The 23380-nt window shown below is 37.6% G+C and carries 23 protein-coding genes and 1 other RNA gene; 14 read left to right on the plus strand and 10 right to left on the minus strand.

What is annotated here, in order from left to right; genetic code table 11:
* Positions 1-102 precede the first annotated feature (102 nt).
* From gpsB to QUG14_RS27420, 4 genes are all read left to right on the plus strand, one after another.
* Entirely contained in the window at positions 103-405 is a 303-nt protein-coding gene (gene gpsB, locus QUG14_RS27405; RefSeq protein WP_289343626.1) for a cell division regulator GpsB, read from the plus strand.
* Positions 406-485: 80 nt separating this feature from the next.
* An RNA gene (gene rnpB / locus QUG14_RS27410) (RNase P RNA component class B) lies at positions 486-890 on the plus strand.
* A gap of 408 nt (positions 891-1298) precedes the next feature.
* A complete protein-coding gene (locus tag QUG14_RS27415; protein ID WP_289343627.1) occupies positions 1299-2441 on the plus strand; it encodes a THUMP domain-containing class I SAM-dependent RNA methyltransferase in 1143 nt (380 codons plus the stop codon).
* Positions 2442-2506: 65 nt separating this feature from the next.
* On the plus strand, positions 2507-4432 hold the full coding sequence (locus tag QUG14_RS27420; RefSeq protein WP_289343628.1) for an ATP-dependent DNA helicase: 1926 nt from the start codon (positions 2507-2509) through the stop codon (positions 4430-4432).
* 35 nt (positions 4433-4467) lie between these two features.
* Here QUG14_RS27420 and QUG14_RS27425 read toward each other — a convergent pair whose 3' ends face one another.
* The 5 genes from QUG14_RS27425 to QUG14_RS27445 are packed head-to-tail and all read right to left on the minus strand — an operon-like array spanning position 4468 to position 7215.
* Positions 4468-4767, minus strand: a complete 300-nt coding sequence (locus tag QUG14_RS27425; protein ID WP_289343629.1) for a metal-sulfur cluster assembly factor — start codon at positions 4765-4767, stop codon at positions 4468-4470.
* 13 nt (positions 4768-4780) lie between these two features.
* Positions 4781-6025, minus strand: a complete 1245-nt coding sequence (locus tag QUG14_RS27430) for a hypothetical protein (protein WP_289343630.1) — start codon at positions 6023-6025, stop codon at positions 4781-4783.
* 14 nt (positions 6026-6039) lie between these two features.
* Positions 6040-6246, minus strand: a complete 207-nt coding sequence (locus QUG14_RS27435) for a DUF2249 domain-containing protein (RefSeq protein WP_289343631.1) — start codon at positions 6244-6246, stop codon at positions 6040-6042.
* Between the two features lie 18 nt (positions 6247-6264).
* Positions 6265-6498, minus strand: coding sequence for a DUF2249 domain-containing protein (locus tag QUG14_RS27440; RefSeq protein ID WP_045516838.1), 234 nt, complete (start codon positions 6496-6498; stop codon positions 6265-6267).
* 24 nt (positions 6499-6522) lie between these two features.
* Entirely contained in the window at positions 6523-7215 is a 693-nt protein-coding gene (locus tag QUG14_RS27445) for a Crp/Fnr family transcriptional regulator (RefSeq protein WP_289343632.1), read from the minus strand.
* Positions 7216-7622: 407 nt separating this feature from the next.
* Here QUG14_RS27445 and QUG14_RS27450 point away from each other — a divergent pair, with 407 nt between their 5' ends.
* From QUG14_RS27450 to QUG14_RS27460, 3 genes are all read left to right on the plus strand, one after another.
* Entirely contained in the window at positions 7623-7856 is a 234-nt protein-coding gene (locus QUG14_RS27450) for a DUF2249 domain-containing protein (RefSeq protein ID WP_289343633.1), read from the plus strand.
* 182 nt (positions 7857-8038) lie between these two features.
* The gene (locus QUG14_RS27455; protein ID WP_289343634.1) at positions 8039-9547 is read left to right on the plus strand and encodes a carboxypeptidase M32; all 1509 of its coding nucleotides are present in this window, start codon (positions 8039-8041) and stop codon (positions 9545-9547) included.
* Positions 9548-9609: 62 nt separating this feature from the next.
* The gene (locus QUG14_RS27460) at positions 9610-10518 is read left to right on the plus strand and encodes a DMT family transporter (protein ID WP_289343635.1); all 909 of its coding nucleotides are present in this window, start codon (positions 9610-9612) and stop codon (positions 10516-10518) included.
* 22 nt (positions 10519-10540) lie between these two features.
* On the opposite strand, the gene QUG14_RS27465 is transcribed toward QUG14_RS27460, so the two are convergent.
* The 3 genes from QUG14_RS27465 to QUG14_RS27475 are packed head-to-tail and all read right to left on the minus strand — an operon-like array spanning position 10541 to position 12846.
* Entirely contained in the window at positions 10541-12199 is a 1659-nt protein-coding gene (locus QUG14_RS27465) for a b(o/a)3-type cytochrome-c oxidase subunit 1 (RefSeq protein WP_289343636.1), read from the minus strand.
* Complete coding sequence (locus QUG14_RS27470) at positions 12199-12675, minus strand: cytochrome c oxidase subunit II (protein ID WP_289343637.1); 477 nt, start codon at positions 12673-12675, stop codon at positions 12199-12201. Before QUG14_RS27470 ends, QUG14_RS27465 begins: the two co-directional genes overlap by 1 nt.
* Positions 12676-12696: 21 nt before the next feature.
* A complete protein-coding gene (locus tag QUG14_RS27475; protein ID WP_063251174.1) occupies positions 12697-12846 on the minus strand; it encodes a cytochrome c oxidase subunit 2A in 150 nt (49 codons plus the stop codon).
* Between the two features lie 696 nt (positions 12847-13542).
* On the opposite strand from QUG14_RS27475, the gene QUG14_RS27480 reads away from it, so the two are divergent.
* From QUG14_RS27480 to QUG14_RS27490, 3 genes are all read left to right on the plus strand, one after another.
* Entirely contained in the window at positions 13543-14631 is a 1089-nt protein-coding gene (locus QUG14_RS27480) for a type III polyketide synthase (RefSeq protein WP_289343638.1), read from the plus strand.
* A gap of 3 nt (positions 14632-14634) precedes the next feature.
* Positions 14635-15207 (plus strand): isoprenylcysteine carboxyl methyltransferase family protein, encoded by a 573-nt coding sequence (locus QUG14_RS27485; protein ID WP_483310765.1) that lies wholly within the window; start codon positions 14635-14637, stop codon positions 15205-15207.
* A 216-nt stretch (positions 15208-15423) separates the two neighbouring features.
* Positions 15424-15609, plus strand: coding sequence for a hypothetical protein (locus tag QUG14_RS27490; protein ID WP_289343639.1), 186 nt, complete (start codon positions 15424-15426; stop codon positions 15607-15609).
* A gap of 475 nt (positions 15610-16084) precedes the next feature.
* On the opposite strand, the gene QUG14_RS27495 is transcribed toward QUG14_RS27490, so the two are convergent.
* Positions 16085-16993: a nuclease-related domain-containing protein gene (locus tag QUG14_RS27495; RefSeq protein WP_289343640.1), complete on the minus strand. Its 909-nt coding sequence runs from the start codon at positions 16991-16993 to the stop codon at positions 16085-16087.
* 159 nt (positions 16994-17152) lie between these two features.
* Between QUG14_RS27495 and QUG14_RS27500 the strand changes: the two genes are divergently transcribed.
* The 3 genes from QUG14_RS27500 to QUG14_RS27510 are packed head-to-tail and all read left to right on the plus strand — an operon-like array spanning position 17153 to position 22602.
* On the plus strand, positions 17153-20809 hold the full coding sequence (locus tag QUG14_RS27500; RefSeq protein ID WP_289343641.1) for a dynamin family protein: 3657 nt from the start codon (positions 17153-17155) through the stop codon (positions 20807-20809).
* 20 nt (positions 20810-20829) lie between these two features.
* A complete protein-coding gene (locus QUG14_RS27505) occupies positions 20830-21654 on the plus strand; it encodes a sulfurtransferase (RefSeq protein WP_289343642.1) in 825 nt (274 codons plus the stop codon).
* A gap of 54 nt (positions 21655-21708) precedes the next feature.
* Complete coding sequence (locus QUG14_RS27510) at positions 21709-22602, plus strand: 5'-3' exonuclease (protein ID WP_289343643.1); 894 nt, start codon at positions 21709-21711, stop codon at positions 22600-22602.
* Between the two features lie 44 nt (positions 22603-22646).
* Here the strand turns inward: QUG14_RS27510 and sspL are convergent, their stop codons facing one another.
* Positions 22647-22784: a small, acid-soluble spore protein L gene (gene sspL / locus QUG14_RS27515; RefSeq protein ID WP_179159265.1), complete on the minus strand. Its 138-nt coding sequence runs from the start codon at positions 22782-22784 to the stop codon at positions 22647-22649.
* An 86-nt stretch (positions 22785-22870) separates the two neighbouring features.
* On the opposite strand from sspL, the gene QUG14_RS27520 reads away from it, so the two are divergent.
* Entirely contained in the window at positions 22871-23377 is a 507-nt protein-coding gene (locus QUG14_RS27520) for a divergent PAP2 family protein (RefSeq protein ID WP_289343644.1), read from the plus strand.
* The last annotated feature ends 3 nt before the right edge of the window (positions 23378-23380 follow it).

Consider the following 23380-nt stretch of genomic DNA (forward strand, 5'->3'; position numbering starts at 1 on the left):
ATGAGAATGGATTATATAGTAATAAGAAAGAAGAATTGACAAAACCAACTATTTTTGAAAAAATAATAGGTAATGATTGGCGAATGACTTGAGGTGAATTAAATGGTGACCGATAAAGTGAAACTAACCGCTAAGGATATTTTAGAAAAAGAATTTAAGACCGGAGTACGAGGCTATAAACAAGAAGATGTGGATAAGTATTTAGACTTGATTATTAAGGATTATGAAATGTTCCACCAGGAAATAGAAGATCTTCAACAAGAAAATCTCCGTTTACGAAAGCAACTTGAAGAAGCATCTAGAAGGCAGCCAGTAACACAGCCTGCAGGAACGACTAACTTTGATATTTTGAAGCGATTATCCAACCTTGAAAAGCATGTCTTTGGTAATAAACTATACGATTAACAGATTGTACCTTGATTTCCTAATTAAAACCATTGATTAATAAAACACAAATGCATATAATAAAAAAGTACTCATTAATGACGTTCGGGTAATCGCTGCAAGGAGCGTATGCTTTTTGTAGAGGAAAGTCCATGCTCGCACGAGCTGAGATGCTCGTAGTGTTCGTGCCTAGCGAAAACATAAGCTAGGGCAGCTAAGAGCCATTGGCTTGGTTGACGGCCGGGAAAATACCTAAGTCCGTATGGATATGGTATGAATACCTATAAAAGTGCCACAGTGACGGAGCCTTTTCAGAAATGAAAAGGGTGGAACGAGGTAAACCCCACGAGCGAGAAACCCAAATAATGGTAGGGGCACTTTCTCTGAGGAATTGAACAAGGAGAAGGACAGATTACTTGTGAATCTGTAGATAGATGATTACCACCTAAGTACGAGACGTAATAACGTCGTTTGTAGTACACTGGTACAGAACATGGCTTACAGAACGTTATTAATGTAAATAAACTTAATGGTATCGACTCTCCTTATGAGGAGAGTCTTTTTACTTTTATGATATGTTAAGATTATTGTTGATTGGAACGGAAGGCGCGAGACTCCTCGAAGATGCTATCGCATTTTCTTCGTGCGTGGGCAGATTCGAGGAAGTAATTCAATGTCCTGCGGGAGACCCCACAGGCGCTTAAGCGCCGAGGAGGCTCCCCGGACCGCCCGCGGAAAGCGAAGCGCCTCGTGACAGGCAGAGACGGCCTGTCACTGCGGTGACTATTCCAAGGAGAATTCCTTAGTGGAGTTCCAATCAACAATTGCATGGGCTTACTGATTTTGGTCTATAATGGTATGATAGACCAGCATATATTCATACATAATAAGGTAAAAAGTTAAAGGTGGACAAAATGGGAAAATATCAATTAATTGCAACCGCTGCAATGGGTTTAGAAGCATTAGTAGCTAAAGAAGTACGCGCTCTCGGTTATGAGTGTGAAGTAGAAAACGGCAAAGTGATTTATACTGGCGATGAAAATGCAATTGCTCGAAGCAATCTGTGGCTAAGAACGGCAGATAGAATAAAAATAAAAGTCGGGGAATTTAAAGCCTATACTTTTGATGAATTATTTGAGAAGACCAAGGCATTGCCTTGGGAAAAATATCTACCAGAGGATGCTGACTTTCCTGTTACCGGAAAGTCAGTGAAATCAAAACTATTTAGTGTCTCAGATTGCCAAGCCATTGTAAAAAAAGCAGTTGTGGACCGCATGAAAAGCCATTATAAGCGAAATTCTTGGTTTGAAGAGACAGGTGCCTATTTTAGAATTGAAGTGGCCTTGTTAAAGGACGTAGCCACCATAACGATAGATACAAGCGGTCAAGGTCTCCATAAACGTGGCTATCGTGTAGATCAAGGGGAAGCACCGCTTAAGGAAACACTTGCTGCTGCATTGGTATCGTTAACGAATTGGAATCCTGATAAACCATTTATCGACCCATTCTGTGGATCTGGCACGATTCCAATTGAAGCAGCCTTGATTGGTCAAAATATTGCTCCGGGCTTTAATCGTGAATTTGTATCAGAGAATTGGAATTGGTTTCCATCAAATGTATGGGATGAGGCGCGTACCGAAGCCGAGGATTTAGCAAAATATGACCAGCCTTTGGATATTATGGGGACGGATATTGATCATCGTATGATCAAGATTGCTCAAGAAAACTCCTTTGAGGCAGGTCTTGGTGACCTTATACAATATAAACAAATGCAAGTAAGAGATATAACCACGCCTAAAGAATATGGTGTCATTGTTGGAAATCCCCCATACGGCGAGAGACTTGGCGAAAAGCCCGCAGTCGAGCAAATGTACAAGGAAATGGGCCAAGCTTTTAGCAAACTTGATACATGGTCCATCTATATCATGACTTCCAATGAAAACTTTGAGCAGTTTTATGGGAAGCCAGCTACAAAAAAGCGGAAGTTATTTAATGGCTTTATCCGTACAGACCTTTATCAATATTGGGGAAAAAGACCACCCCGCGCCATTGAATAGAAATGGTAAGAACAATTGGAGCCTATTTGTTAAGGCTCCATTTAATTCGTTTTAGGAGGGTTAACATGCAAGATCGTATTCCATTTGTAGTTTCCAAAACTGAATCCTTTTATGACAAGCTAAGTGAGTGGATTGGTGACTTATTTTATGATATTTTACCCGAAGCAGGGTTTGAATTACGTGATGAACAAATTTTTATGGCTTTCCAGCTTGAGAAAGCATTTAAGGACAAGAAGGTCATGTTTTCTGAGGCCGGAGTGGGTACAGGTAAGACGATTGTTTATCTGCTTTATGCTATTATGTATGCCAGGTACACGAATAGGCCAGCTATCATTGCCTGTGCGGATGAAACCTTAATTGAGCAGCTAGTAAAAAAAGAAGGCGACATTGCCAAGTTAGAAAAAGTACTTGGGCTCAATATTGATGTAAGACTAGCAAAATCGAGGGACCAATACCTTTGCTTAAAAAAGCTCGATTATGTTAGACATGAAGACTTTAACGATGATATTGCTGGAATTTATGAGGAACTACCTGATTTTGTGCATAGTGATGGCTCTATGCAAAAATTTGAAAGATATGGTGACCGTCGGGATTATCCTACATTGTCTGATGATACTTGGGGGAAAATCAACTGGGATATGGTCCAAGACTGTTTCTCTTGTGAAAAAAGACATCGGTGCGGACTCACTCTAAATCGTGATTTTTACCGCCATGCAAAGGACTTGATTATCTGCTCACATGACTTTTATATGGAGCATATTTGGACAAAAGAATCACGAAAGCGTGAAGGGCAACTGCCATTATTGCCGGAACACTCTTCAGTTGTTTTTGATGAGGGGCATTTACTTGAATATGCAGCACAAAAGGCGTTAAGCTATCGTTTCACCGATAATACACTAGAAACCTTATTAACAAGGCTAATGGAAAATGAAGTACGTGAGAAAACGTTATATACCATTGAAGAAGCTCTGTTAGACAATGATAAGTTCTTTAGTGCTATATCAAAACACGCAATCCCATCAGAAGGTTCCGAAAAACAGATGATTACCATGCATCCTTCTTTAATACAATATGGTACAACATTGCTAAATAGGCTTCAAGCAATCGAAGAAGAGCTTGTCTTTGAAAGTGAATTGTACGTGATTAATGAATATGACTTGAAAATAGTTGAGGAATATTTAGAACAAATCACTTACTCTTTATCGTTGTTTCTTAAAGAAATGAACGGGATTACTTGGTTCGAGGAAAAAGGATATGAACGGACACTTGTCATCATGCCGAAAATGGTTGAAGAAGTCATGAGGGATGAAGTTTTTGTACAGAAAAAGCCGTTTATCTTTTCATCGGCAACATTATCGAATGAAAAGAAGTTTGACTACATTGCCAATAGTTTGGGGATTAAAGAGTATTTGTCCTTTTCTGTGGATTCACCCTTTGATTACGAAGAAAAAATGGAAGTCTACATGCCGAAATTCCATCAAAACTCGTTGGAAGGTAAACTCGATTATGTTGTCAGTAAAATTGTTCAATCAGAGGGCAGGGCACTTATTCTCCTAAACAATCAAAATGAATTAAAGAGCCTTAAACAAAAGCTTTCTGGGAAAGTTCCTTACTCAGTGTATTTCGAGGGTGACGAAGAAATTAGTACGCTTGTATCTAAGTTTCAAAATGAGGAGCATGCCATCCTGTGTACAATCCATCTTTGGGAAGGACTAGATATTCCTGGAAGATCCTTAGAAAATGTCATGATCTTCTCACTGCCATTCCCACCAAATGATCCTGTGTTTACGGCAAAAAGGAATGGTGTTGCGAACCCATTTGAAGAAGTGGATTTACCATACATGCTGCTTAGATTACGACAGGGGATTGGCCGATTAATTAGAAGTGAAAATGATCAAGGTAGCGTTCATATCATGTTGGATGAAGATATCGATTCTGCGTTATTGCAGAAAATTAAACATGTTCTACCTACAGAAGCAATAGAAGTATAGTGAAAAAGGTCAGCCGTATTTGGCTGACCTTTTGCTTATCTTCCTAATAATCGTAGTCCCTCAGCAGTCATTTTTTCAGGTGACCATGCAGGTTCCCAGACAAGATTAACGTCAACGTTTCTTGTCTCTTCAATACCTTGCACAGCGTAACGAACGCCGGTAGTTATACTGTCATGAAGTGGACATCCAGGTGTGGTTAACGTCATCTTAACATTTACATCATTTTCTTCGGTTACTTCGACATTATATATTAGACCTAAGTCAACCACATTAATATTTAACTCAGGGTCATAGACGGTTTTTAAAGCTTCCAACACTTTTTCTTTTACGTTCATCTTAAACACCTCATTATTTTTTTAGTACACCCAGAATAGTTAAAGCAATCGCGATTAAGACAATCGATAATACAAATTGTCCGACATTAAACAGGAGAATGCTCTTAAAGATAATGGAAAGGAATACAGCCAGTACCGAAATTACAAAGAGTGAAAAGAAGGGAAGGACCACTTTTTCGTTCATCACATTTTTTAAGGAAGGTACTGCTTTTTTCCCCATTTCCTTACTGTATTTATAAGTCCACCACAAAAACGGAACAATTTTAAATAAATACCCCATGATACTTAAAACAATCCAAAGGAATAAATAGAGGTAAACCAAGGGTCCTATTAGGATGGAAAACTGTTCTGTCCACAATGCAATAAATGCTGCTAGGTGGATGATGTTTCCTAAGACTATAGCAGCTAAAGCGAAGGAAAACGAATGATCAAGCCTTTTCTTCAGTCTTTTTTTTATGATGATTGAGACATGCCAGCTGAAAACAGAAAAACCAACAAACAATAAGAAAAATCCTGCTTTCAGTAGGTTACTATTATCACTAAAAAAGGAAAGCAATGTAATCACGAGACCAGACATATATAAGCCATATACATAACGTGCATGAATCATTGGAAACCCATGTGATAATGAAAACATAGGAGCCATTTTATAAGAAAAACCAAAAATTAATAGTGTAAACCAGCCTGTTACACCCATTAATAGATGACTTTTAAATATTGCTTGGTAGTGCTCAGCAGCAAATCCTGTTTGGAGGGAATAGATTAACGTAATACCCAGAAAGATTGTTAAGAATAAACAAACAAGTGCACTACCAACAAAGGCTGTTAGGATATTTGGTTTCGCCTGTTTCCTTAGAGTCATAAACATTTGAAACAAGAACATTAAGATACCAAGTAACATGAGAATACCAGGTAGTAAGGCGTTTTGTGGAGATACATATAACATCCAAGAAAAAGAAGCAATTCCTATCGCAGTAACAAAAAATTGGATGAAGCCAAATTTCTCATTCCATATATTTGTTAAAAAAGCAACGGGAACTAGCTGATACATCGCGCCCATTGCGACCATTAGTGCCCAGCCCAAGGTGAGTAAATGAGCAGCTGACCAGATGGCTGGAATGCGAAAACTGCCATTCACGAGCATTTGTCCATTTACTAACACTAAAATCTGTGAAATCACGAGAGCGACTAAACTGAAAATAATAAATGAGAAAGGAAGCTTTATATTTGTCTCACTTCCCATAGTATTAGGAAGCATAATCTTTCACCTTCTTATCGGAAGATTTCAATTTTGAAACTCCCGTCATTTTGTGGTTCTGTTCGCTCCTTGTAGCCAAGTTCCTCAAGCTGTTCATAAAGGAACATCGGTCTTCTATCATTAATAATCGTTAATACCTCACCATCAACTAAATTTTCCAATGCTGCAAGAGTTCTCATCATCGGCTGTGGCGGCTCTAAACCTCGATTGTCTAGAATCATTAATAATCACCTTTCTTATTAGGAATTCTTAGTAAAAGTAACTTTCCAGTGCTTCGCGTCAATTTCTTCGGCTTCATGGGTAAAGCCTTTTGCTTTTAATACTGCAAACAATGGCACAGGCTTGAAAGGCGCGTGGAGGATAAAGATATCATTATCTTTTACTTCTTTAATGGCTTCCATAATTTTTTGGAAAGGTTCAATCTTATTCTTTAAATCTTCTCTAACATCTAGTTCAATAATCTTTTGTTCCATTATTAACAACTCCTCGAATGATATTTAATTGAATAATTCCTGTTCCAGTGCTTCACGGTCGATTAAATAGAAACCATCTTCACACTGGTTAATATGGTTTTTCTTTTTTAAATGATTGATTGTTCTACTGACGGTTTCTCTTGAAGTTCCAATCATATTAGCCAGTTCCCTGTTTGTGAATTGGGTTGTAAGTTGATACCTGCTGCCAACCTGTTCACCATTTGACTGACAAAGTCTAATCAGAAGTAATACGATTTGTTCAAATGTGTTATGGAGAACCTGCGCCTCTAATCTTCCTTGAAGGTCGACTATTTTCTCTCCTAACACTTTAAAAAGTTTTATACACAGTTCTGGATTAGCAATAAGTGTTTCTTCAAATTTGTCAATTGGAATGGCAATTAGATTTGCCTCCTCTAAAACCTCTGCATGTGCTGGAAAGTTCCCATTTCGGAAGAACCCAGCATGTGGGAACATTTCACCAGGTTCGAGTACAGAAACAATTTGTTCCTTACCAGAAAAATCTGTTTTATATATTTTGATTTTTCCAGAATGGATAAAAAATACCCGGTCCAGTTGGTCATCCTGCATAAATACATACATCTTCTGCTTATAAAAGCGAGTCAATGCTATTTTTATGAAGGGTTCCAGCTCTCCATCAGATAATTCTTTAAATAGAGGAACATCAGATAATCTTTTTTTTATGTCCTCTTGCCTCATTAACATCACCTTCGCATTAGTAATTCTTGATTACCTTCATTTTAGCAGTGATTTGAGAACAAATATGTGACCCCCATCATAGATAGCAAATTTCTTTGAAAATAATTCTCAATAAAAAAATCCGCAAGAGTTAATCTTGCGGATCTTCTTCATGGTTAGATTTCTCGTAGCATTCAAAGCAATACATCTTTCTGTCGTCAGATTGTACACCGTTAAAGAAGCCATCTAAACAATAAATCTCTTTTGAACATAACGTGCAATTGCCAACTAATTCTTTCATTCTGTTTTTCTCCCTTACTGTTACTATTAGCAAAATTATCTTGTAGGTGTGATGGTTAGCACTATGGTGAGAATATTATTTTTTTATAATAAAAAAGAAGTTAGAAATAAAAAGGAGTGAAAAATTAATGCAAACTTACGCAACGATTATTCATGTGCCAGATTTCCCGCCACGTGAAAAACATTCAACTATATTTAAAGGCTTTGATGAATTAAAATCTGGAGAATTTATGCAGATTGTTAACGATCATGATCCAAGACCACTTCAGTATCAATTTATGATGGAAAGATCTGAACAGTTTACTTGGGAATACCTTGAAGAAGGTCCTAGGGTTTGGAAAGTTTCTATCGGTAAGAAGTAAAAGTTTACGCTTTATTTTATTGAAATGTTAACCTCTCTTAACATTTTACTTTGTTTTTTTAGGATTCATCCTCTTTCCCTAAATTCATTTTACAACAGAATTTATTTCTGTTGTTTTTTTATCCTTAGATTTTCAGAAAAATATGATAAAATACAGATGGTTATTAAAAAGGGGGATTTAGTATGAGCCTGACACCAGAGCAAATTGAAAAGAAGTTCCTAGAATATGTAAAGAAAATGAGCGCATATAATGAGGCACTTGGATTGATTTATTGGGACCTGCGAACTGGAGCTCCGAAGGAGGGAGTCGATCAAAGGTCTGAAGTAATAGGCATGCTTTCATCAGAGGTTTTTAAAATGTCCACTTCGGAAGATATGGCAGCATACATAGCAACTTTATCTAAAAATGACCTATCAGAAACTACACGGAAAATTTTAGAGGAGTGTAAAAAAGAATACGAACGCAATAAAAAAATTCCTGCGAATGAATACAAGGAATATGTTATTCTACAGTCCAAGGCAGAAAGTATTTGGGAACAAGCAAAGGAAAAATCCGATTTTGAACTGTTTAGACCATACCTTGAAAAGTTAGTTGATATGAATAAAAGGTTCATCAATTATTGGGGTCATAATGGAAATCGTTACGATGTTTTACTAGATTTATACGAACCTGGAATGACGGTAGAAGTCCTTGATCAGGTATTTGGTGACTTAAGGGAGAAAATTGTACCGTTGGTCAAACAGATTGCAGACTCTCCAAATAAGCCTAAAACGGAGTTCCTTTTTAAGACTTTTAAAAAGGAAAACCAGCGTGCATTAAGCTTAGAAATCCTTGAAAAAATGGGGTATAACTTCGAAGCTGGCCGACTAGACGAAACTGTGCACCCCTTCGCTACAGGTTTAAATCCAGGAGATGTCCGGGTAACAACAAACTATGATGAACATGATTTCCGCACGGCTGTTTTCGGTACCATTCACGAAGGTGGTCACGCCTTATACGAACAAAATATATCTAAAGAATTGATTGGAACTCCTTTATGTACAGGTACCTCGATGGGAATACATGAGTCACAATCACTTTTCTACGAAAATATTATCGGTCGGAGCATGCCTTTTTGGAAAAACAATTACGAATTATTAAAAAGATATGCTACAGGTCAGTTTGACAACGTTACAATAGAAGACTTTTACAGGGGAATAAACGAATCGAAACCTTCGCTTATTAGAATCGAAGCAGATGAATTAACGTATCCACTTCATGTCATTATTCGCTATGAAATTGAAAAGGGTTTATTTAATGGTGAGTTAGAGGTTAAAAATCTACCACAGGTTTGGAATCAATTATATCAAGAATATTTAGGAATTACGCCTCACAATGATGCTAAAGGTGTACTGCAGGATGTTCACTGGGCTGGAGGTAGCTTTGGGTATTTTCCTTCCTATGCACTAGGGTACATGTACGCTGCTCAATTTAAGAATACAATGCTTAAGGATCTCCCTAATTTCGATCAATTGTTAGAGGAAGGAAACTTGCTGCCAATCAAAGAATGGCTGACCAAAAATATCCACCAATATGGTAAACAGAAGAAACCATTAGAAATACTTCAGGATGTAACTGGGGAAGGTCTTAATGCGCAATATCTAACTGATTATTTATACGAAAAATATGGTCAAGTGTATCAACTAAATTAATGATAAAGAGGGGAAGGGAGAGATTTAAGCCCTTCTTCTTTATTTAGGTAGGTGTGTGTGTAATGGGGAAATTAGGTCCAATTATTCTAATTGCCATTAGTGCAATTATGTGGGGGATCATTGCAATTTTTGTTAGGAAACTGGCAAGCTTAGGCTTTACACCAATGGAGATTGTTACAATTAGAGTAGTAACAGCACTATTATTGCTCGGGATAATCGGCTTGTTAAAATATCCCGGACAAATGAAGATACATTTGCGAGACAGCAAATACTTTATCGGAACAGGGATATTTAGCATTGTCTTGTTTAATTGGTGCTATTTCACTTCCATAAATCAACTTAGTTTATCTTTTGCGGTTATTTTACTTTATACGGCACCCGCCTTTGTTGTTGTCCTTTCCTATTTGTTTTTAAAAGAAAGTATGGATTCTATGAAGATTATTTCAGTCATTTTGACTTTAATAGGGTGCATTTTAATTGCCGGCATTAATTTAAAGGAAACACCATCGATGAATCTAGTTGGGATTTTAACCGGGCTAGGAGCGGGCTTCGGTTACGCTTTATACACGATATTTGGGAAATTTGCTTTACTAAAGTATCGTCCCTTCACTGTTACTTTCTACACGTTCTTTGTTGCGTCTATAACTTTACTTGTTTTTACAGATCTTTTTGAAAAAGGAAGTATTCTATTTAACAAAGAAGTCATTCTTTATGGAGTTGGTTTAGGCTTATTTCCAACCGTTTTAGCATACTTATTCTATACAAAGGGATTAGAGAGAATGGAAAGCAGCAAAGCCTCTATTATTGCGACTGTGGAGCCTGTTGCTGCTACGTTACTAAGTGTTTTCTTGTTTAAAGAAGACTTTGGGGTTTTACAATTTATTGGAACGGCTATTATTCTACTATCAGTAATTCTAATAAATTTGCCGAAAACATTCCTTAAACAAAACAAAAAAAGGCTTCAGTACTAATTGAAGCCTTTTTCAGCATTTGTTACCAAGAACCCCATGTTTTGAATCCTGGTGAGCCTGGAGGTGCATTTTGAATCATATCGATAAATGGAATCGTGTATGCAAATAAAATTAGGGCAGCTGTGATACCAAGCCATAATTTCCAGTTTTCAAAGATCATTGGTGCTTTTTCTTCAAGATTTTCGGCTTCACCTACAGGGAACTCTTCTTCACCTTTAGGTGCAAAGAAAGCGAGATTTACAAAGATGATGATGATTAAGATTATTCCAAGGAATAAAATCGATCCACCAACAGCTTGTGCTATTTGGTAAGGAATCCATTCAGCTGCTTGAGCTGAATCCCCATACGTTGAGAAGGCTGATCGTCTTGGACCGCCAAGAAGTCCTTGGAAGTGCATCGCACCTGACATGAACGCCATTCCAATAAACCATACCCATGCCTGAATAATACCCAATTTGTTCATAGCTTTTGTTAATTTACGTCCAGTTAAATGTGGAACAAGCCAGTATGAGATTCCAAAGAACGTTAACACAACAGAGGTTGCTGCAGTTAAATGGAAGTGACCTGTAACCCAAATCGTATTGTGAACCACTTGGTTCATTTGGTTTGAAGCGTTGATGATACCGCCTGCACCGGCTGGGATAAAGCTGGCCATACCAATAAAGGGAACTGTAAAACGAGCATCGTTCCAAGGTAGAACCTTAAACCAGCCAAACAGTCCAGTTGCCCCTTTAGAGCGACCATATCTCTCAAAGGTTGCGAATAATGAAAAAGCAGTCATCAATGATGGAATGATAACCATAAATGTTAATACTACCTGCAGAAACTTCCAAGCCGGATCAATACCAGGCTCGGTTAATTGATGGTGGAATCCAACCGGAATCGAGAAAAGTAAAAATAGGATAAAAGATAGACGTGCTAACGAATCTGAGAAAATCTTTCCGCCAATAATTTTTGGAACAATCGCATACCAGCACATATAAGCTGGGAGCAGCCAGAAATAAACAAGCGGATGTCCGAAATACCAGAACAATGTACGGCTAACTAACACGTCAACTGTATCCACTATTCCAAGTGACCAAGGGAGTAACTGGAATAATACAGTAGCAGCAACTCCAAGTGTAGCTACAATCCAAAGCACGGTATTAATGACAGCCATAAAGCTTAATAATGGGCTTGGTTTACCAGGGTTTTCCCTGCGCCATTTAGCATAGGTCATGATTTGGGCTGCTCCGTCAAGCCAGCTGCCGACAACAACAAATGTCATACCTAAGTAAAAAATCCAATGCGCTTTTAGTGGTGCATAGAAAGTATAAAGTACAGATGCTTCTTTAAGTAATACCATTGTAGCAGCCATAATAGTTCCTACCGTCATTACCCAGAAGCCAATCCAGCCAATCCGGCGTGCTGCTGGAGAATGAGTACCTGCTGTACGGCTAACAGCAGCATATTGGAATCCCATTATAAAGAAAGTTGTTAAAACAAGACCCATTAAAACACCATGAACAGTTAAAATTTGATAATAATCTATACCCCATGGAAGTTCAAATTTACCAGAACGGACAAGGGTTTGAAGTAATCCCATTAAACCGCCTAATGCAAGTGCGATAAAGGCAACATAAAAGTGTGCCATCGCAAGCTTTCCATCACGTGGATCTACTTTTAATTTAGGGCTACTCATTATTTAACCACCTTTATCTTAGAACTCATTAAGTGGTGACCAGTACCGCAGTACTCGTTACAAACCACTAAATATTCGCCTTCTTTATCAAACGTTGTAACAATCTCATTTATGTAACCTGGTTCAAGCATCATATTGATATTCGTTCCGGCAACTTGAAAACCATGGATTACGTCTTTTGTTGTGGCCATAACTTTTACCTTCGCACCTAGTGGAACTTCTACTTCTGCAGGATTGTAGAAGAAGGCAGAAGCAACATAAACTAATTCATAGTCCCATTCTTTTCCTTCCACCTTGTGTAATCCAGGTTTATCGAATGGTGCCTGAGTATCAACCTTTTTTGGATCGATAGTAGTTAAACAACTTGGCGGCTTGTTACCTAAGTAAAAAGCGCTTACACCTACAACTGATAAGAAAACAACAAGTGCGCCGATTCCGAAGATAAGCCAAATTTTTTCAAACTTATGCATATGCATGGTTTTTTCCCCTTTCTTTTATTAAAAACGGTCTAAGAACAAGAAATAGACACTTACCCAAGTGACAACTAAAAAGATTCCCAAAAAGAAAACGGATGCCAATGTCCCTTTTAGAGAAGAGCTGTCTTCAATTTCTGTTTTTTTGTTTGTTTTCAGTTCCGCTTTCGCCATCCCCCAAGACTCCCTTCAGAAAAAATTAAATAAAATAATAAGTTCTCTTTCATAATACAAAACAATTGTGAAGAAAAAATAACAAATTTTACAGTTCACAAAATGTTCATTCCTTAGGTAAGTACTATGTTAATAGTAATAAATTGATATAACAGTGATTTATATCACAATAATAGTGTCGGAGTTGTGACTAAATTGTGAACTATCACTTAATACCTGTGATAAAAGTAATTGAATTTGACCTTTGTGAAGAAAAAGGCTTGTTTTTCCTATATTTGTCACAATTCTAAAACTTTTTAATAGAATGAAATAGATGAATTATAATTCATGAGAAGCGAGCGTGTTATTGATGGAAAAATATTATTGTGAACCATGCCGTCTCCTCTATGACGAAATAGCTTATTGTAAAATCTGTGGATCATTGGCAGATAAAAAGATAAAAATTGAAGTTCAATCTCAATCAAAAAAACAGTAAGATTACAAAGAGATGAGACAAGGTGCTCTTTTTTTAGAAAGTTAAAAATGGAAAAGTTTGCGTAATGATATGATTCAATATCTCGGTTATAATCAAAGAGCACAACAACAACAACCTTCAAAACGTTGGCTTCCCTCTTGCAGGGAAGCTTTTTTTTTGTACATACAAACTCCTTTTTTTGGTAAAAATACCATTACCTACATTGAAGGAGAATAAAACGAATGCCAACGATTCTTTCGGTAGCAGAAGCAATACCTGAATTTGTGATAAAACAAGAGCAAGCGATAGACTTTGCAAGAGAACTTTTTTCAGATCGTTTTAAAGATATTGAAAGGCTGCTTAAGGCTTTTCAAAATGGTCAAATAGAAAAAAGACATATCGTAAAAGAAATTGACTGGTATAAAGAAGACCACTCTTTTGCGGATAAGAATAATGCCTATATTGAATCTGCGGTAACATTGGGGAAGCAGGCGATTAAGAACTGCCTTTCTAATAAGACATTTTTGACTAGCGAAATCGACTGTGAACAAATAGACGCTATTTTTTATATCTCAACAACAGGTATGGCGACTCCCAGCATCGAAGCGAGAATCATGAATCTATTGCCATTCCGCGAAAACACAAAAAGAATACCGATTTGGGGTCTTGGCTGCGCTGGTGGAGCGGCTGGTTTATCAAGAGCGTTTGAATATTGCACGGCCTTTCCGGACGCATTGGTTTTGGTCCTTTCTGTTGAACTGTGCAGTTTAACCTTTCAGCGTAATGACTACTCAAAAAGTAATCTAATTGGCACGTCACTATTTGCTGATGGGGTTGCCTGTGCGTTGATTTGTGGAAATAAAGTAAGCATCGATGATTTACGTGCTAAAAACACTGCACCAGCCATAATTGATACTCAATCTACGTTGATGCCTGATTCTTTAGATGTCATGGGGTGGGATATAAGGGATCAAGGACTGTTTGTGATATTCTCCAGAGATATCCCCAGTATTATTGAGGATTGGCTTAAACCTAACGTAAGCAAATTCTTAACTCAAAACAGGATAGAACTGGCCGAGATTGACCGTTTTATCGCTCATCCAGGCGGAAAAAAAGTTATAGATGCTTATATCAAATCATTAGGGATACCTGCTGCAATGACGGACATATCACTAGATATTCTTAAGCAATATGGAAACATGTCGTCGGCAACGATACTATATGTCCTTAGAAGATTTATGGAATCAGGTGGAGAGGCAGGGACCTATGGACTTTGCACCGCGCTCGGGCCGGGATTTAGTTCAGAATTGCTATTACTGAAGTGGGGGTAAATGATGATACCTTTTTTCCTATTTATTTCAGTTTTGATTATTCAGCGTTTACTTGAGCTGGTGATTGCTCGAAGAAATGAAAAGTGGATGAAAGAACAAGGTGCAATTGAATTTGGTATGAGGCATTACCTATATATCGTTCTGATGCATTCATTATTTTTTGTTGTTTTAATAATAGAAAAAGTAAGCTTTTCTCGTGAGTTATCAGCGGTTTGGCCCTTATTTGGAGCATTGTTTGTATGTGCTCAGGTGATTAGAGTGTGGGCGATTTCTTCGCTTGGTCGTTATTGGAATACGAAAATCATTGTTTTACCCAATTTGGATGTGGTGAGAAAAGGACCATATCGGTTTATTAAACATCCCAACTATTTAGTTGTTTCGATTGAATTATTGGTTGTTCCGCTGCTTTTTGGCGCATACATTACGGCATGCTTGTTTACGCTATTAAATGTGTTCATGCTGTCAATTCGCATCCCCGCTGAGGAAAAGGCACTAAGAGAGTTTACGGAATACGAAGGAAGCTTTGCAAGCTGTAATCGGTTTCTGCCAAAATTGTTAAATAAATATGACAATTAACATATCCATATTGAAAATGATTATCAGTTGTGATATCCTATTTTTAAAGTAGAATGAAAATCATTCTCATTTCAATTGAGCGGATAGGAAGGTGTATCTAATGGCTTTTGCATTTGTAGGTGGAACGGTAATCATATACGCATTTGTCATGAAACACGTCTTAAAAAATGTAACACGTTAAGAGAATATAACATTAAGCCAAGGAGAAAAATTTCCTTGGTTTTTTCTTTATTTGGGCACTGGAGTGACCGAAGCGCATATGGAAAAAGCATGTGGGTAAATGCAGGGGTCTGGAGTGACCGAAGCGCATACGATGAAGGCATGTGGGTAAATGCAGGGGTCTGGAGTGACCGAAGCGCATATGGAAAAAGCATGTGGGTAAATGCAGGAGGTCTAGAGTGACCGAAGAGCATACGATGAAGGCATGTGGGTAAATGCAGGGGTCTGGAGTGACCGAAGCGCATATGGAAAAAGCATGTGGGTAAATGCAGGAGGTCTGGAGTGACCGAAGAGCATATGGAAAAAGCATTTGAGTAAATGCAGGGGGTCTGGAGTGACCGAAACGCATACGGAGAAGGCATGTGGGTAAATACAGGGGGTCTGGAGTGACCGAAACGCATACGGAGAAGGCATGTGGGTAAATGCAGGGGTCTGGAGTGACCGTAGAGCATACGGAGAATGCATGTGGGTAAATGCAGGAGGTCTGGAGTGACCGAAGCGCATACGGAGAAGGCACATGTGGGTAAATGCAAGGGGTCTGGAGTGACCGAAGAGCATACGGAAGAGGCATGTGGGTAAATGCAGGGGGTCTGGAGTGACCGAAGAACAAAATGTAAAGATTATTCGGTCACTCCACCAGAACTGTCATTCAATAACTTTAAATATAGTACGTAGAATGTCTTGTTCCAATTATAGTATAATTTTTTTTCAATATTCTCCTTATCTGTTTCCTGGATTCAATTACTTTACACCACTCATACACCAAATTAGTGGTGATTTTTATACTAGGAAAGAGAAGTTTTAGCTCTCTCACAGACCGCAATATCCCATTCTCAACATTTTCCATACAGCCACATACGTTGCACAAAATTTTAGTCTCTCCAGCCTTAACTGAGAAGGAAAGACAGGAAAAACAGGTCAATCCTTTATTCAATTTCTCATAATCATAAGGGGGTAATCGAGTGTAGGGAGAAACTGTTTTATGTTCCTTGACTAAATAGTCAGCTATTTTATAGTGATAATCGTTCAGTATAGAGGGTCTCCTATTTAAATCATCAATAAACTTATCGAGCTGAGTGGGGTAAATGATAGGTTTGTTCAATGGTGCCTGATAGAGGGTGAATGATGGATTTACAAAGAAGACATTTGATTTTAGGGAGATAGAGTACTTTTTCTTTTGAAAAACTTGCCGAAGTAAGGTATCGCTTCTTTTTATTTGGTCTAGCGGATTCTGAATCTCATTTTCATTCATTGCAAAAAACTGATCAGATTCGTAATAATAATCCCCTTCAAAATTTTTCACCTCACAAGGAAACTGGGTTACTTGGCTAATAATAAAGGTATCTATTTGAAAATTCGTAGAGTTGGTTTCCAACCGCAAATCATTCAATACTAAAAACTTTTTAGGATCAAGTCGCTCACTTAAATGATCAAACATCAACTCGCCTTTGTAACCTTTTTCAAGGTTCAAATAAATTATTTTCTCTTTGCTCGGTAAAACTGTACGATTGTTCAAGGATCTTAACAACTTTAATTCATCTGACTCGATTCGTTCCTTATATGCCATTTTCCACATCCTTTACCATGTAATAATTCCATAGTACCTTAACCGGAAAAATATATGCGTGAATATTATGTTAACAAATTAGGTTTTCACGATAGGAAAAGTTTGAATTATCGTATAAAATATAAAATATTACAAAGTTGTGAACAAGGGGAAAAAACTATGGTGCAAACGGCTAATAAGCAACAAACGATTTCGTCACTAAAAAATAAGATTCTTGCTTTATATGAATACCTTATTAAGCAACGTGATAATGAAAATGCTGAAAAAACAAAGCAATTAGCAAAAAAATTGCAGAACAAGGAGTTTATGATTGCTTTTTGTGGTCATTTCTCGGCTGGAAAGTCAACGATGATTAACAAAGTAGTCGGCGAGAATTTGCTCCCTTCGAGTCCCATTCCCACCAGTGCCAACCTCGTAAAGGTGAAATCTGGTGAAGAATATGCGAAGGTTTTTTTCAAAAATGAAAAGCCTCGCATCTATTTGGCACCATATGATTATGAATTAGTGAAGAAATATTGCAAAGATGGAGACCAAATCGAAGAAATTGAAATCAGCCATGCCGATTCCCAGCTTCCTGCAAATACGGTTATTATGGACACTCCTGGAATTGACTCTGCGGATGATGCCCATCGGGTGGCAACGGAATCTGCAATTCACCTTGCTGACCTCGTTTTATATGTAATGGATTATAACCATGTCCAAGCCGAGCTGAATTTTCTATTTACAAAAGAATTAACGGAAGCAGGAAAAGAAGTTTATCTCGTTATTAATCAGGTGGATAAGCATAAGGAAGAGGAACTGACCTTCCAGCAATTTAAAGGAAGTGTCCAGGATTCCTTCGGGGCTTGGGGAGTAAAGCCAGCTCGAATCTTTTATACTTCCTTAAAATATCAAGACCATAAACTAAATGAATTTAATGATTTAAAGGCATTTATTGCAGAGAAATTGCAAAATAAGGACCAACTTCTACAGCAATCCATTTTTCATTCATTAATAAAAATTGCTCAAGATCATTTAGACCAAGCTCGCAATAAACGGGAAGAAGAACTTCAGCCTATTTTTGACGTTTTAGATGAACTGCCTGAAGAAGAAAAGCAGCAATTAACACAAACCTACCAATCAATCAGTGCAAACCTTCAGACTCTTGAAAATGGAGTAAAGGAAACAGAAAAGGAATTTGATGCGGAAATAGCAAAGATATTAAGCAATGCCTATTTAATGCCGTTTCAAACAAGAGAATTAGCAGAATCGTTTCTTGAAGCCTCACAGCCAGAATTTAAAGTAGGATTTCTTTTTTCAAAACAAAAAACGTTAGAAGAAAAGAATGCTCGTCTTGATCGACTATACCAAGACCTGCAAGAGAAGACGAAGCTACAGCTTGAATGGCATCTGCGTGAATATTTAATTTCTATTCTCAAGAACAATAGTTTAGATAACCAAGAATTACAAAATAAGGCACAATCGTTTTCTATTAAAGTTCCAATTGATTTGATTGTTCAAACGGTTAAACAAGGAGCTTTGGTTTCTGGTGAATATTTACTTCATTACACAGAAGACTTGGCTAATGGAATTAAAAAAATAGCTAGAGAGGGTATTTTAGAATTTAAACTTGCTCTTATACCTGAATTAACAGCAAAAACAAAAAAATTAACAGAAATGTATCAGGAAGAATTCAAAAATATTGAACAATACGTAAGTGCCCTTTCTGAAAAAACAAACTTTGAAAAAGAAATTGCTCTAAAAGAAGAAACAGTGGGCATGTTGCTAAATGATTCCGACGAAAACCAAGATGATAAGTATTTGCTTTTTCAACAAGAGGAAGAAGAAGCTGAAGTCGTTTATGGTCAGGCACTGCCCGAGACAGAATCTCTGGAAAAGAAATTGCCAGTGACTAAGATAAAAACAAATGTAACGAAGCAAACCGAAACAGAAAAAGCCAGAAGTCATTTACAAAACATGGTTTCTCGTTTAAATCATACTGCAAAGTTAATTGACAATCTCCCAGGTTTTAAAAAGCTGGCGAAAGAATTGGAAGATAAAGCAGACAGATTGGCACACAAGGGGTTCACAGTTGCTTTATTCGGTGCATTTAGTGCGGGTAAGTCTTCGTTTGCCAATGCACTAATGGGGGAAAAGGTGCTGCCGGTATCACCGAACCCGACCACGGCTGCGATTAATAAAATCAAACCTATAACTGATCGGTATCAGCATGGCACCGTGCTCGTAAAATTTAAAGAGGCCAATGCGATGCTTGAGGATGTAAACCGTTCATTGAAGTTATTTGATTTGGAAAGTTCTACTTTAGAAGGGGCATCAGGAGAAATTGATAAGGTAATGCTTGAGAAAGGACAGGAAGGTGTTGCGGAAAAAACACACTATGCTTTTTTACAGGCATTTAAAAAGGGATTCCACCAACACGGTGAGCAGCTCGGTTCGGTTCTAGAAACTGACTTAAATGCATTTGCAGATTTTGTAGCACTTGAAGAAAAGTCGTGTTTTGTTGAATGGATTGAGCTTTATTATGATTGTGAATTGACACGCAAAGGGATTACCCTAGTTGATACACCAGGGGCTGATTCAATTAATGCCCGTCATACAGGAGTAGCATTTGATTATATTAAAAATTCTGATGCGATTCTGTTTGTTACGTATTATAACCATGCCTTTTCTAAGGCTGACCGAGAGTTTTTAATTCAGTTGGGTCGTGTTAAGGATGCTTTCCAACTCGATAAAATGTTCTTCATTATTAATGCCATTGACTTAGCTGAGAATGAGGAAGAGAAGGATACTGTTACGGAGTATGTAACAGAGCAGTTAATTAAATATGGAATTCGGAAACCACATCTCTATCCATTATCTAGTTTATTTGCTTTACAGGAAAAGTTGGAACCAAACAGGGACGCCCATTCCGGAATGGGAAATTTTGAAGGTGATTTCTACCATTTTATTTCAAATGATTTAACTGAAATGGCCATTACTTCAGCGGGAAATGAAGTGAATCGTGTTCAGGAGTTAGTGTTTAACCTAATTCAGAGTTCAAAAGAAGATCAATCCGTAAAGGACAAAAAACGGACTGAAATAGAAAAACAAAAAGTGATGATCAAAGAATTATTGGAGAAACAGTCACCAGAAGGGTTACAAAAACGAATCACGCTCGAGGGGGAAGAACTTCTTTTTTATATTAAACAAAGGGTATTCCTTCGCTTTAGTGACTTCTTTAAAGAGGCTTTTAATCCTTCAACCTTAAGAGATGACGGGAGAAATCTGAAGAAGGCATTACAATCATCACTGGATGAATTGTTAGAAAGTCTAGGTTTTGATTTTGCACAAGAGCTGAGAGCAACCACAGTCAGACTCGACTCTTTTGCCGGGAAAGTGTTAGCAGACTATTATACAGGACTTACGCGCAGTTTGAATGAAATCAATAAAGAGTTATCATTTTCGACTTTTGAAATGAAGCATGAAGGAGAAATTGAGTTTCCTTTAGCTTTTAATCAATTAAATAAACAGCTGTTTACGAAAGCATTGTCTTATTTTAAAAATCCAAAGTCCTTTTTTGAAAAAAATGAAAAGAAGCTTATGAGTGATGAACTTTTTAATGTTTTAAATGTTCCTGCTGATGAATATTTGAAGTCAGAAGGAGAAAATTTAACGGTTTACTACTCCGATATATTAATGGAGCAATTTGCGCTATTAATTAAACAAATAGAAGATCAGGCAGATGATTTCTATTTAAGCCTTTTAACTGCCTTGGATGGCGGAGTTTCTGTTGATGTATTAGAAGAGATTTATCAAAAGCTGGAAGAGTCGAAGTAATATTCTAATCGGGGGTCTTTATGAATTTATTCGTTGACAAAGAATGGCTGTTAAAAAATTTACATGATCGAGTACGTGTTGTTGATTGCTCTTTTTCATTAGCAGATCCTACAAAAGGCAGACAGGAATATGATAAAAATCATATTCCTGGAGCCATCTATTTTGATCTTGAGAAGGATTTATCAGGTGATGTTGGTGAACATGGCGGCCGACACCCATTGCCAAACTTCGAAGAGTTTATTAATAAGCTTGAAAAAGCGGGTATTGATAGTACCACAATGGTAATTGCCTATGATCAAGGAGAAGGTGCTTTTGCAGCAAGGTTTTGGTGGTTACTACAATACCTTGGACATGAAAAGGTGTTTGTTTTGGATGGTGGCTTAAGAGGCTGGAGTGAAGGAAACTATCCGCTAACATCAGAGGTTCCCGTTTTGAAAAAGGCCACCTTTAAGCCGAATATTAATCATGACCTACTCGCTAATATGGAGGAAGTAAAAGCAGTTTCAGGTGGACAAGTTTCCAATACAATCCTAGTCGATTCCAGAGAAGAAAAACGATATTTAGGATTAGAGGAACCTATTGATAAAAAAGCTGGGCGAATTCCTGGAGCGATTAATAAGCCTTGGTTTGAAGGGTTAAATGCGGGTTATTATAAGACTGCTGAAGTTCAAAATCAACGTTTTTCTGACATTAACCCTGAAAATGATGTCATTGTTTATTGTGGTTCCGGGGTTACGGCAGCACCCAATTTTCTGGCATTAAAGGCAGCTGGGTTTGAAAAGGTAAAACTTTACTTGGGAAGTTTTAGCGATTGGATTTCCTATCAAGAAAACAAGATAGAGTGAGTTTTTATGTTATAATAGGAGCCGTGTTGTTTTTATTCGATAGGAGGTAATACATTGGAAAATCAAAAACCTTCACTAATGCTTGTTGATGGAATGGCGCTGTTATTTCGTGCTTTTTATGCTACGGCTGTAACAGGCCAGTTTATGATAAATTCAAAAGGAGTTCCAACGAATGGAATTCATGGTTTCATCAAACATTTGTTTACGGCTGTTTCTTACTTTAATCCGTCCCATGTGGCAGTTTGCTGGGATATGGGCAGTAAAACGTTCAGGTCAGAGTTATTTGACGCATATAAAGGGAATCGCGGCGAAGCTCCAGTCGAATTAATTCCGCAATTTGACTTAGTTAAAGATGTAGTGGCCTCTTTTGATATCCCTAACATTGGTTTAGCGGGCTATGAAGCAGATGACTGTATTGGAACCATCGCCCATCAAGCTAGAGAGCATGCACATGTTTCGATATTGACGGGAGACCAAGATATCCTTCAGCTCCTAGACGAGAGCATTTCGGTTATTTTATTGAAAAAAGGTTATGGGAATTATCTTGTTCATACACCTGATTCCTTCTTTGAAGAAAAAGGCATCAAACCTCGCCAAATGATCGATTTGAAAGCTTTAATGGGAGATCCTAGTGACAATTATCCTGGAGTTAAAGGAATAGGGGAGAAGACCGCTCTGAAGCTTTTAAAGGAATTTGAACATGTAGAGGGAATCATATCTAATCTTGATCGTCTATCAAAATCACACAAGACAAAAATTGAGCAAGATTTAGAAATGCTCCATTTATCACGTATGCTTGCAGAAATTAAGTGCGATGTCCCTGTCAGCTGTAATTTAGAAGAAGCAGGACTTAGAATTGTAAAAGATAAAGCTTTGAACAAACTAAATGAATTAGAGCTACGCGGCTTGCATCGACTGCTGCCGTCTGAAGCATCGTTTATTTCTTGAAATTAGAGGCTGTCCTAAAAAGAGGACAGCCTCTTTCCATATTGTTATTTCGTATTTTTTTTCTTTTGTGCATTTTCTAATTTGCTTTTTGGTTCCTCAGCGAACTCTGCGTCTTGTCCATATCCTTGTGGATTGACTCCAGGTGCCTTTACACCGCGATTAGCATGACCGTTTTTGCTCATTTACGTCACCTCCCATTTTTTTAGTATTTCCACGTGAGAATAATAAAACTCAACTTTCTAAACAATAAAGATAAGAGGTGATACAAATGAACAAAGGTGTTTATTTAGCCCTATCTAGTATAGCTTTAGCCCAGGGCTTAAAGATCCCAATTCATTATTATAAAAAGAAAGAGTGGCGCCCAGACCTCTTTTTTCAAACAGGTGGAATGCCAAGTTCTCACTCAGCTGGAGTTTCAACTCTTACTACCTATATTGCCTTACAGAGAGGGCTGCCAACATTTGATTTTGCTCTCTCACTTGTATATGGATTAATTGTCATGTATGACGCACAAGGAATTAGACGTCAAACTGGTGAACTTACTTTAAAAGTTAATTCGATGCATGATTTAATTGAAAAAGTGGACAAAGAAGAGAGTGTAGAATTTAAACAGGAAGCTCCTAAAAAGCTAAAGGAAATGTTAGGACATCAGCCCGAAGAAGTAATTGGCGGTGCAATACTTGGGGCAATAGTAGGAGTAGTTGGGCATGTGTGCTCAAAAAAGAGTAGAAAATTGTCGAAATTTAAGTTAAAATCTGATAGTAGATGGTTTTAGATT

This window comes from Neobacillus sp. CF12 (assembly GCF_030348765.1).
Lineage (GTDB): Bacteria > Bacillota > Bacilli > Bacillales > Cytobacillaceae > Neobacillus.

Bases quoted from the DNA above. Each gene is read 5' to 3' on its own strand.
- QUG14_RS27440 (WP_045516838.1), bottom strand. From the start codon at position 6,498: ATGGAACAAAAGATTATTGAACTAGATGTTAGAGAAGATTTAAAGAAT.
- gpsB (WP_289343626.1), top strand. From the start codon at position 103: ATGGTGACCGATAAAGTGAAACTAACCGCTAAGGATATTTTAGAAAAA.
- QUG14_RS27480 (WP_289343638.1), top strand. From the start codon at position 13,543: ATGCCAACGATTCTTTCGGTAGCAGAAGCAATACCTGAATTTGTGATA.
- QUG14_RS27505 (WP_289343642.1), top strand. From the start codon at position 20,830: ATGAATTTATTCGTTGACAAAGAATGGCTGTTAAAAAATTTACATGAT.
- QUG14_RS27445 (WP_289343632.1), bottom strand. From the start codon at position 7,215: ATGAGGCAAGAGGACATAAAAAAAAGATTATCTGATGTTCCTCTATTT.
- QUG14_RS27520 (WP_289343644.1), top strand. From the start codon at position 22,871: ATGAACAAAGGTGTTTATTTAGCCCTATCTAGTATAGCTTTAGCCCAG.
- QUG14_RS27455 (WP_289343634.1), top strand. From the start codon at position 8,039: ATGAGCCTGACACCAGAGCAAATTGAAAAGAAGTTCCTAGAATATGTA.
- QUG14_RS27465 (WP_289343636.1), bottom strand. From the start codon at position 12,199: ATGAGTAGCCCTAAATTAAAAGTAGATCCACGTGATGGAAAGCTTGCG.
- QUG14_RS27420 (WP_289343628.1), top strand. From the start codon at position 2,507: ATGCAAGATCGTATTCCATTTGTAGTTTCCAAAACTGAATCCTTTTAT.
- QUG14_RS27495 (WP_289343640.1), bottom strand. From the start codon at position 16,993: ATGGCATATAAGGAACGAATCGAGTCAGATGAATTAAAGTTGTTAAGA.
- QUG14_RS27450 (WP_289343633.1), top strand. From the start codon at position 7,623: ATGCAAACTTACGCAACGATTATTCATGTGCCAGATTTCCCGCCACGT.
- QUG14_RS27485 (WP_483310765.1), top strand. From the start codon at position 14,635: ATGATACCTTTTTTCCTATTTATTTCAGTTTTGATTATTCAGCGTTTA.
- QUG14_RS27430 (WP_289343630.1), bottom strand. From the start codon at position 6,025: ATGCTTCCTAATACTATGGGAAGTGAGACAAATATAAAGCTTCCTTTC.
- QUG14_RS27470 (WP_289343637.1), bottom strand. From the start codon at position 12,675: ATGCATATGCATAAGTTTGAAAAAATTTGGCTTATCTTCGGAATCGGC.
- QUG14_RS27425 (WP_289343629.1), bottom strand. From the start codon at position 4,767: ATGAACGTAAAAGAAAAAGTGTTGGAAGCTTTAAAAACCGTCTATGAC.
- QUG14_RS27435 (WP_289343631.1), bottom strand. From the start codon at position 6,246: ATGATTCTAGACAATCGAGGTTTAGAGCCGCCACAGCCGATGATGAGA.
- sspL (WP_179159265.1), bottom strand. From the start codon at position 22,784: ATGAGCAAAAACGGTCATGCTAATCGCGGTGTAAAGGCACCTGGAGTC.
- QUG14_RS27460 (WP_289343635.1), top strand. From the start codon at position 9,610: ATGGGGAAATTAGGTCCAATTATTCTAATTGCCATTAGTGCAATTATG.
- QUG14_RS27475 (WP_063251174.1), bottom strand. From the start codon at position 12,846: ATGGCGAAAGCGGAACTGAAAACAAACAAAAAAACAGAAATTGAAGAC.
- QUG14_RS27415 (WP_289343627.1), top strand. From the start codon at position 1,299: ATGGGAAAATATCAATTAATTGCAACCGCTGCAATGGGTTTAGAAGCA.
- QUG14_RS27500 (WP_289343641.1), top strand. From the start codon at position 17,153: ATGGTGCAAACGGCTAATAAGCAACAAACGATTTCGTCACTAAAAAAT.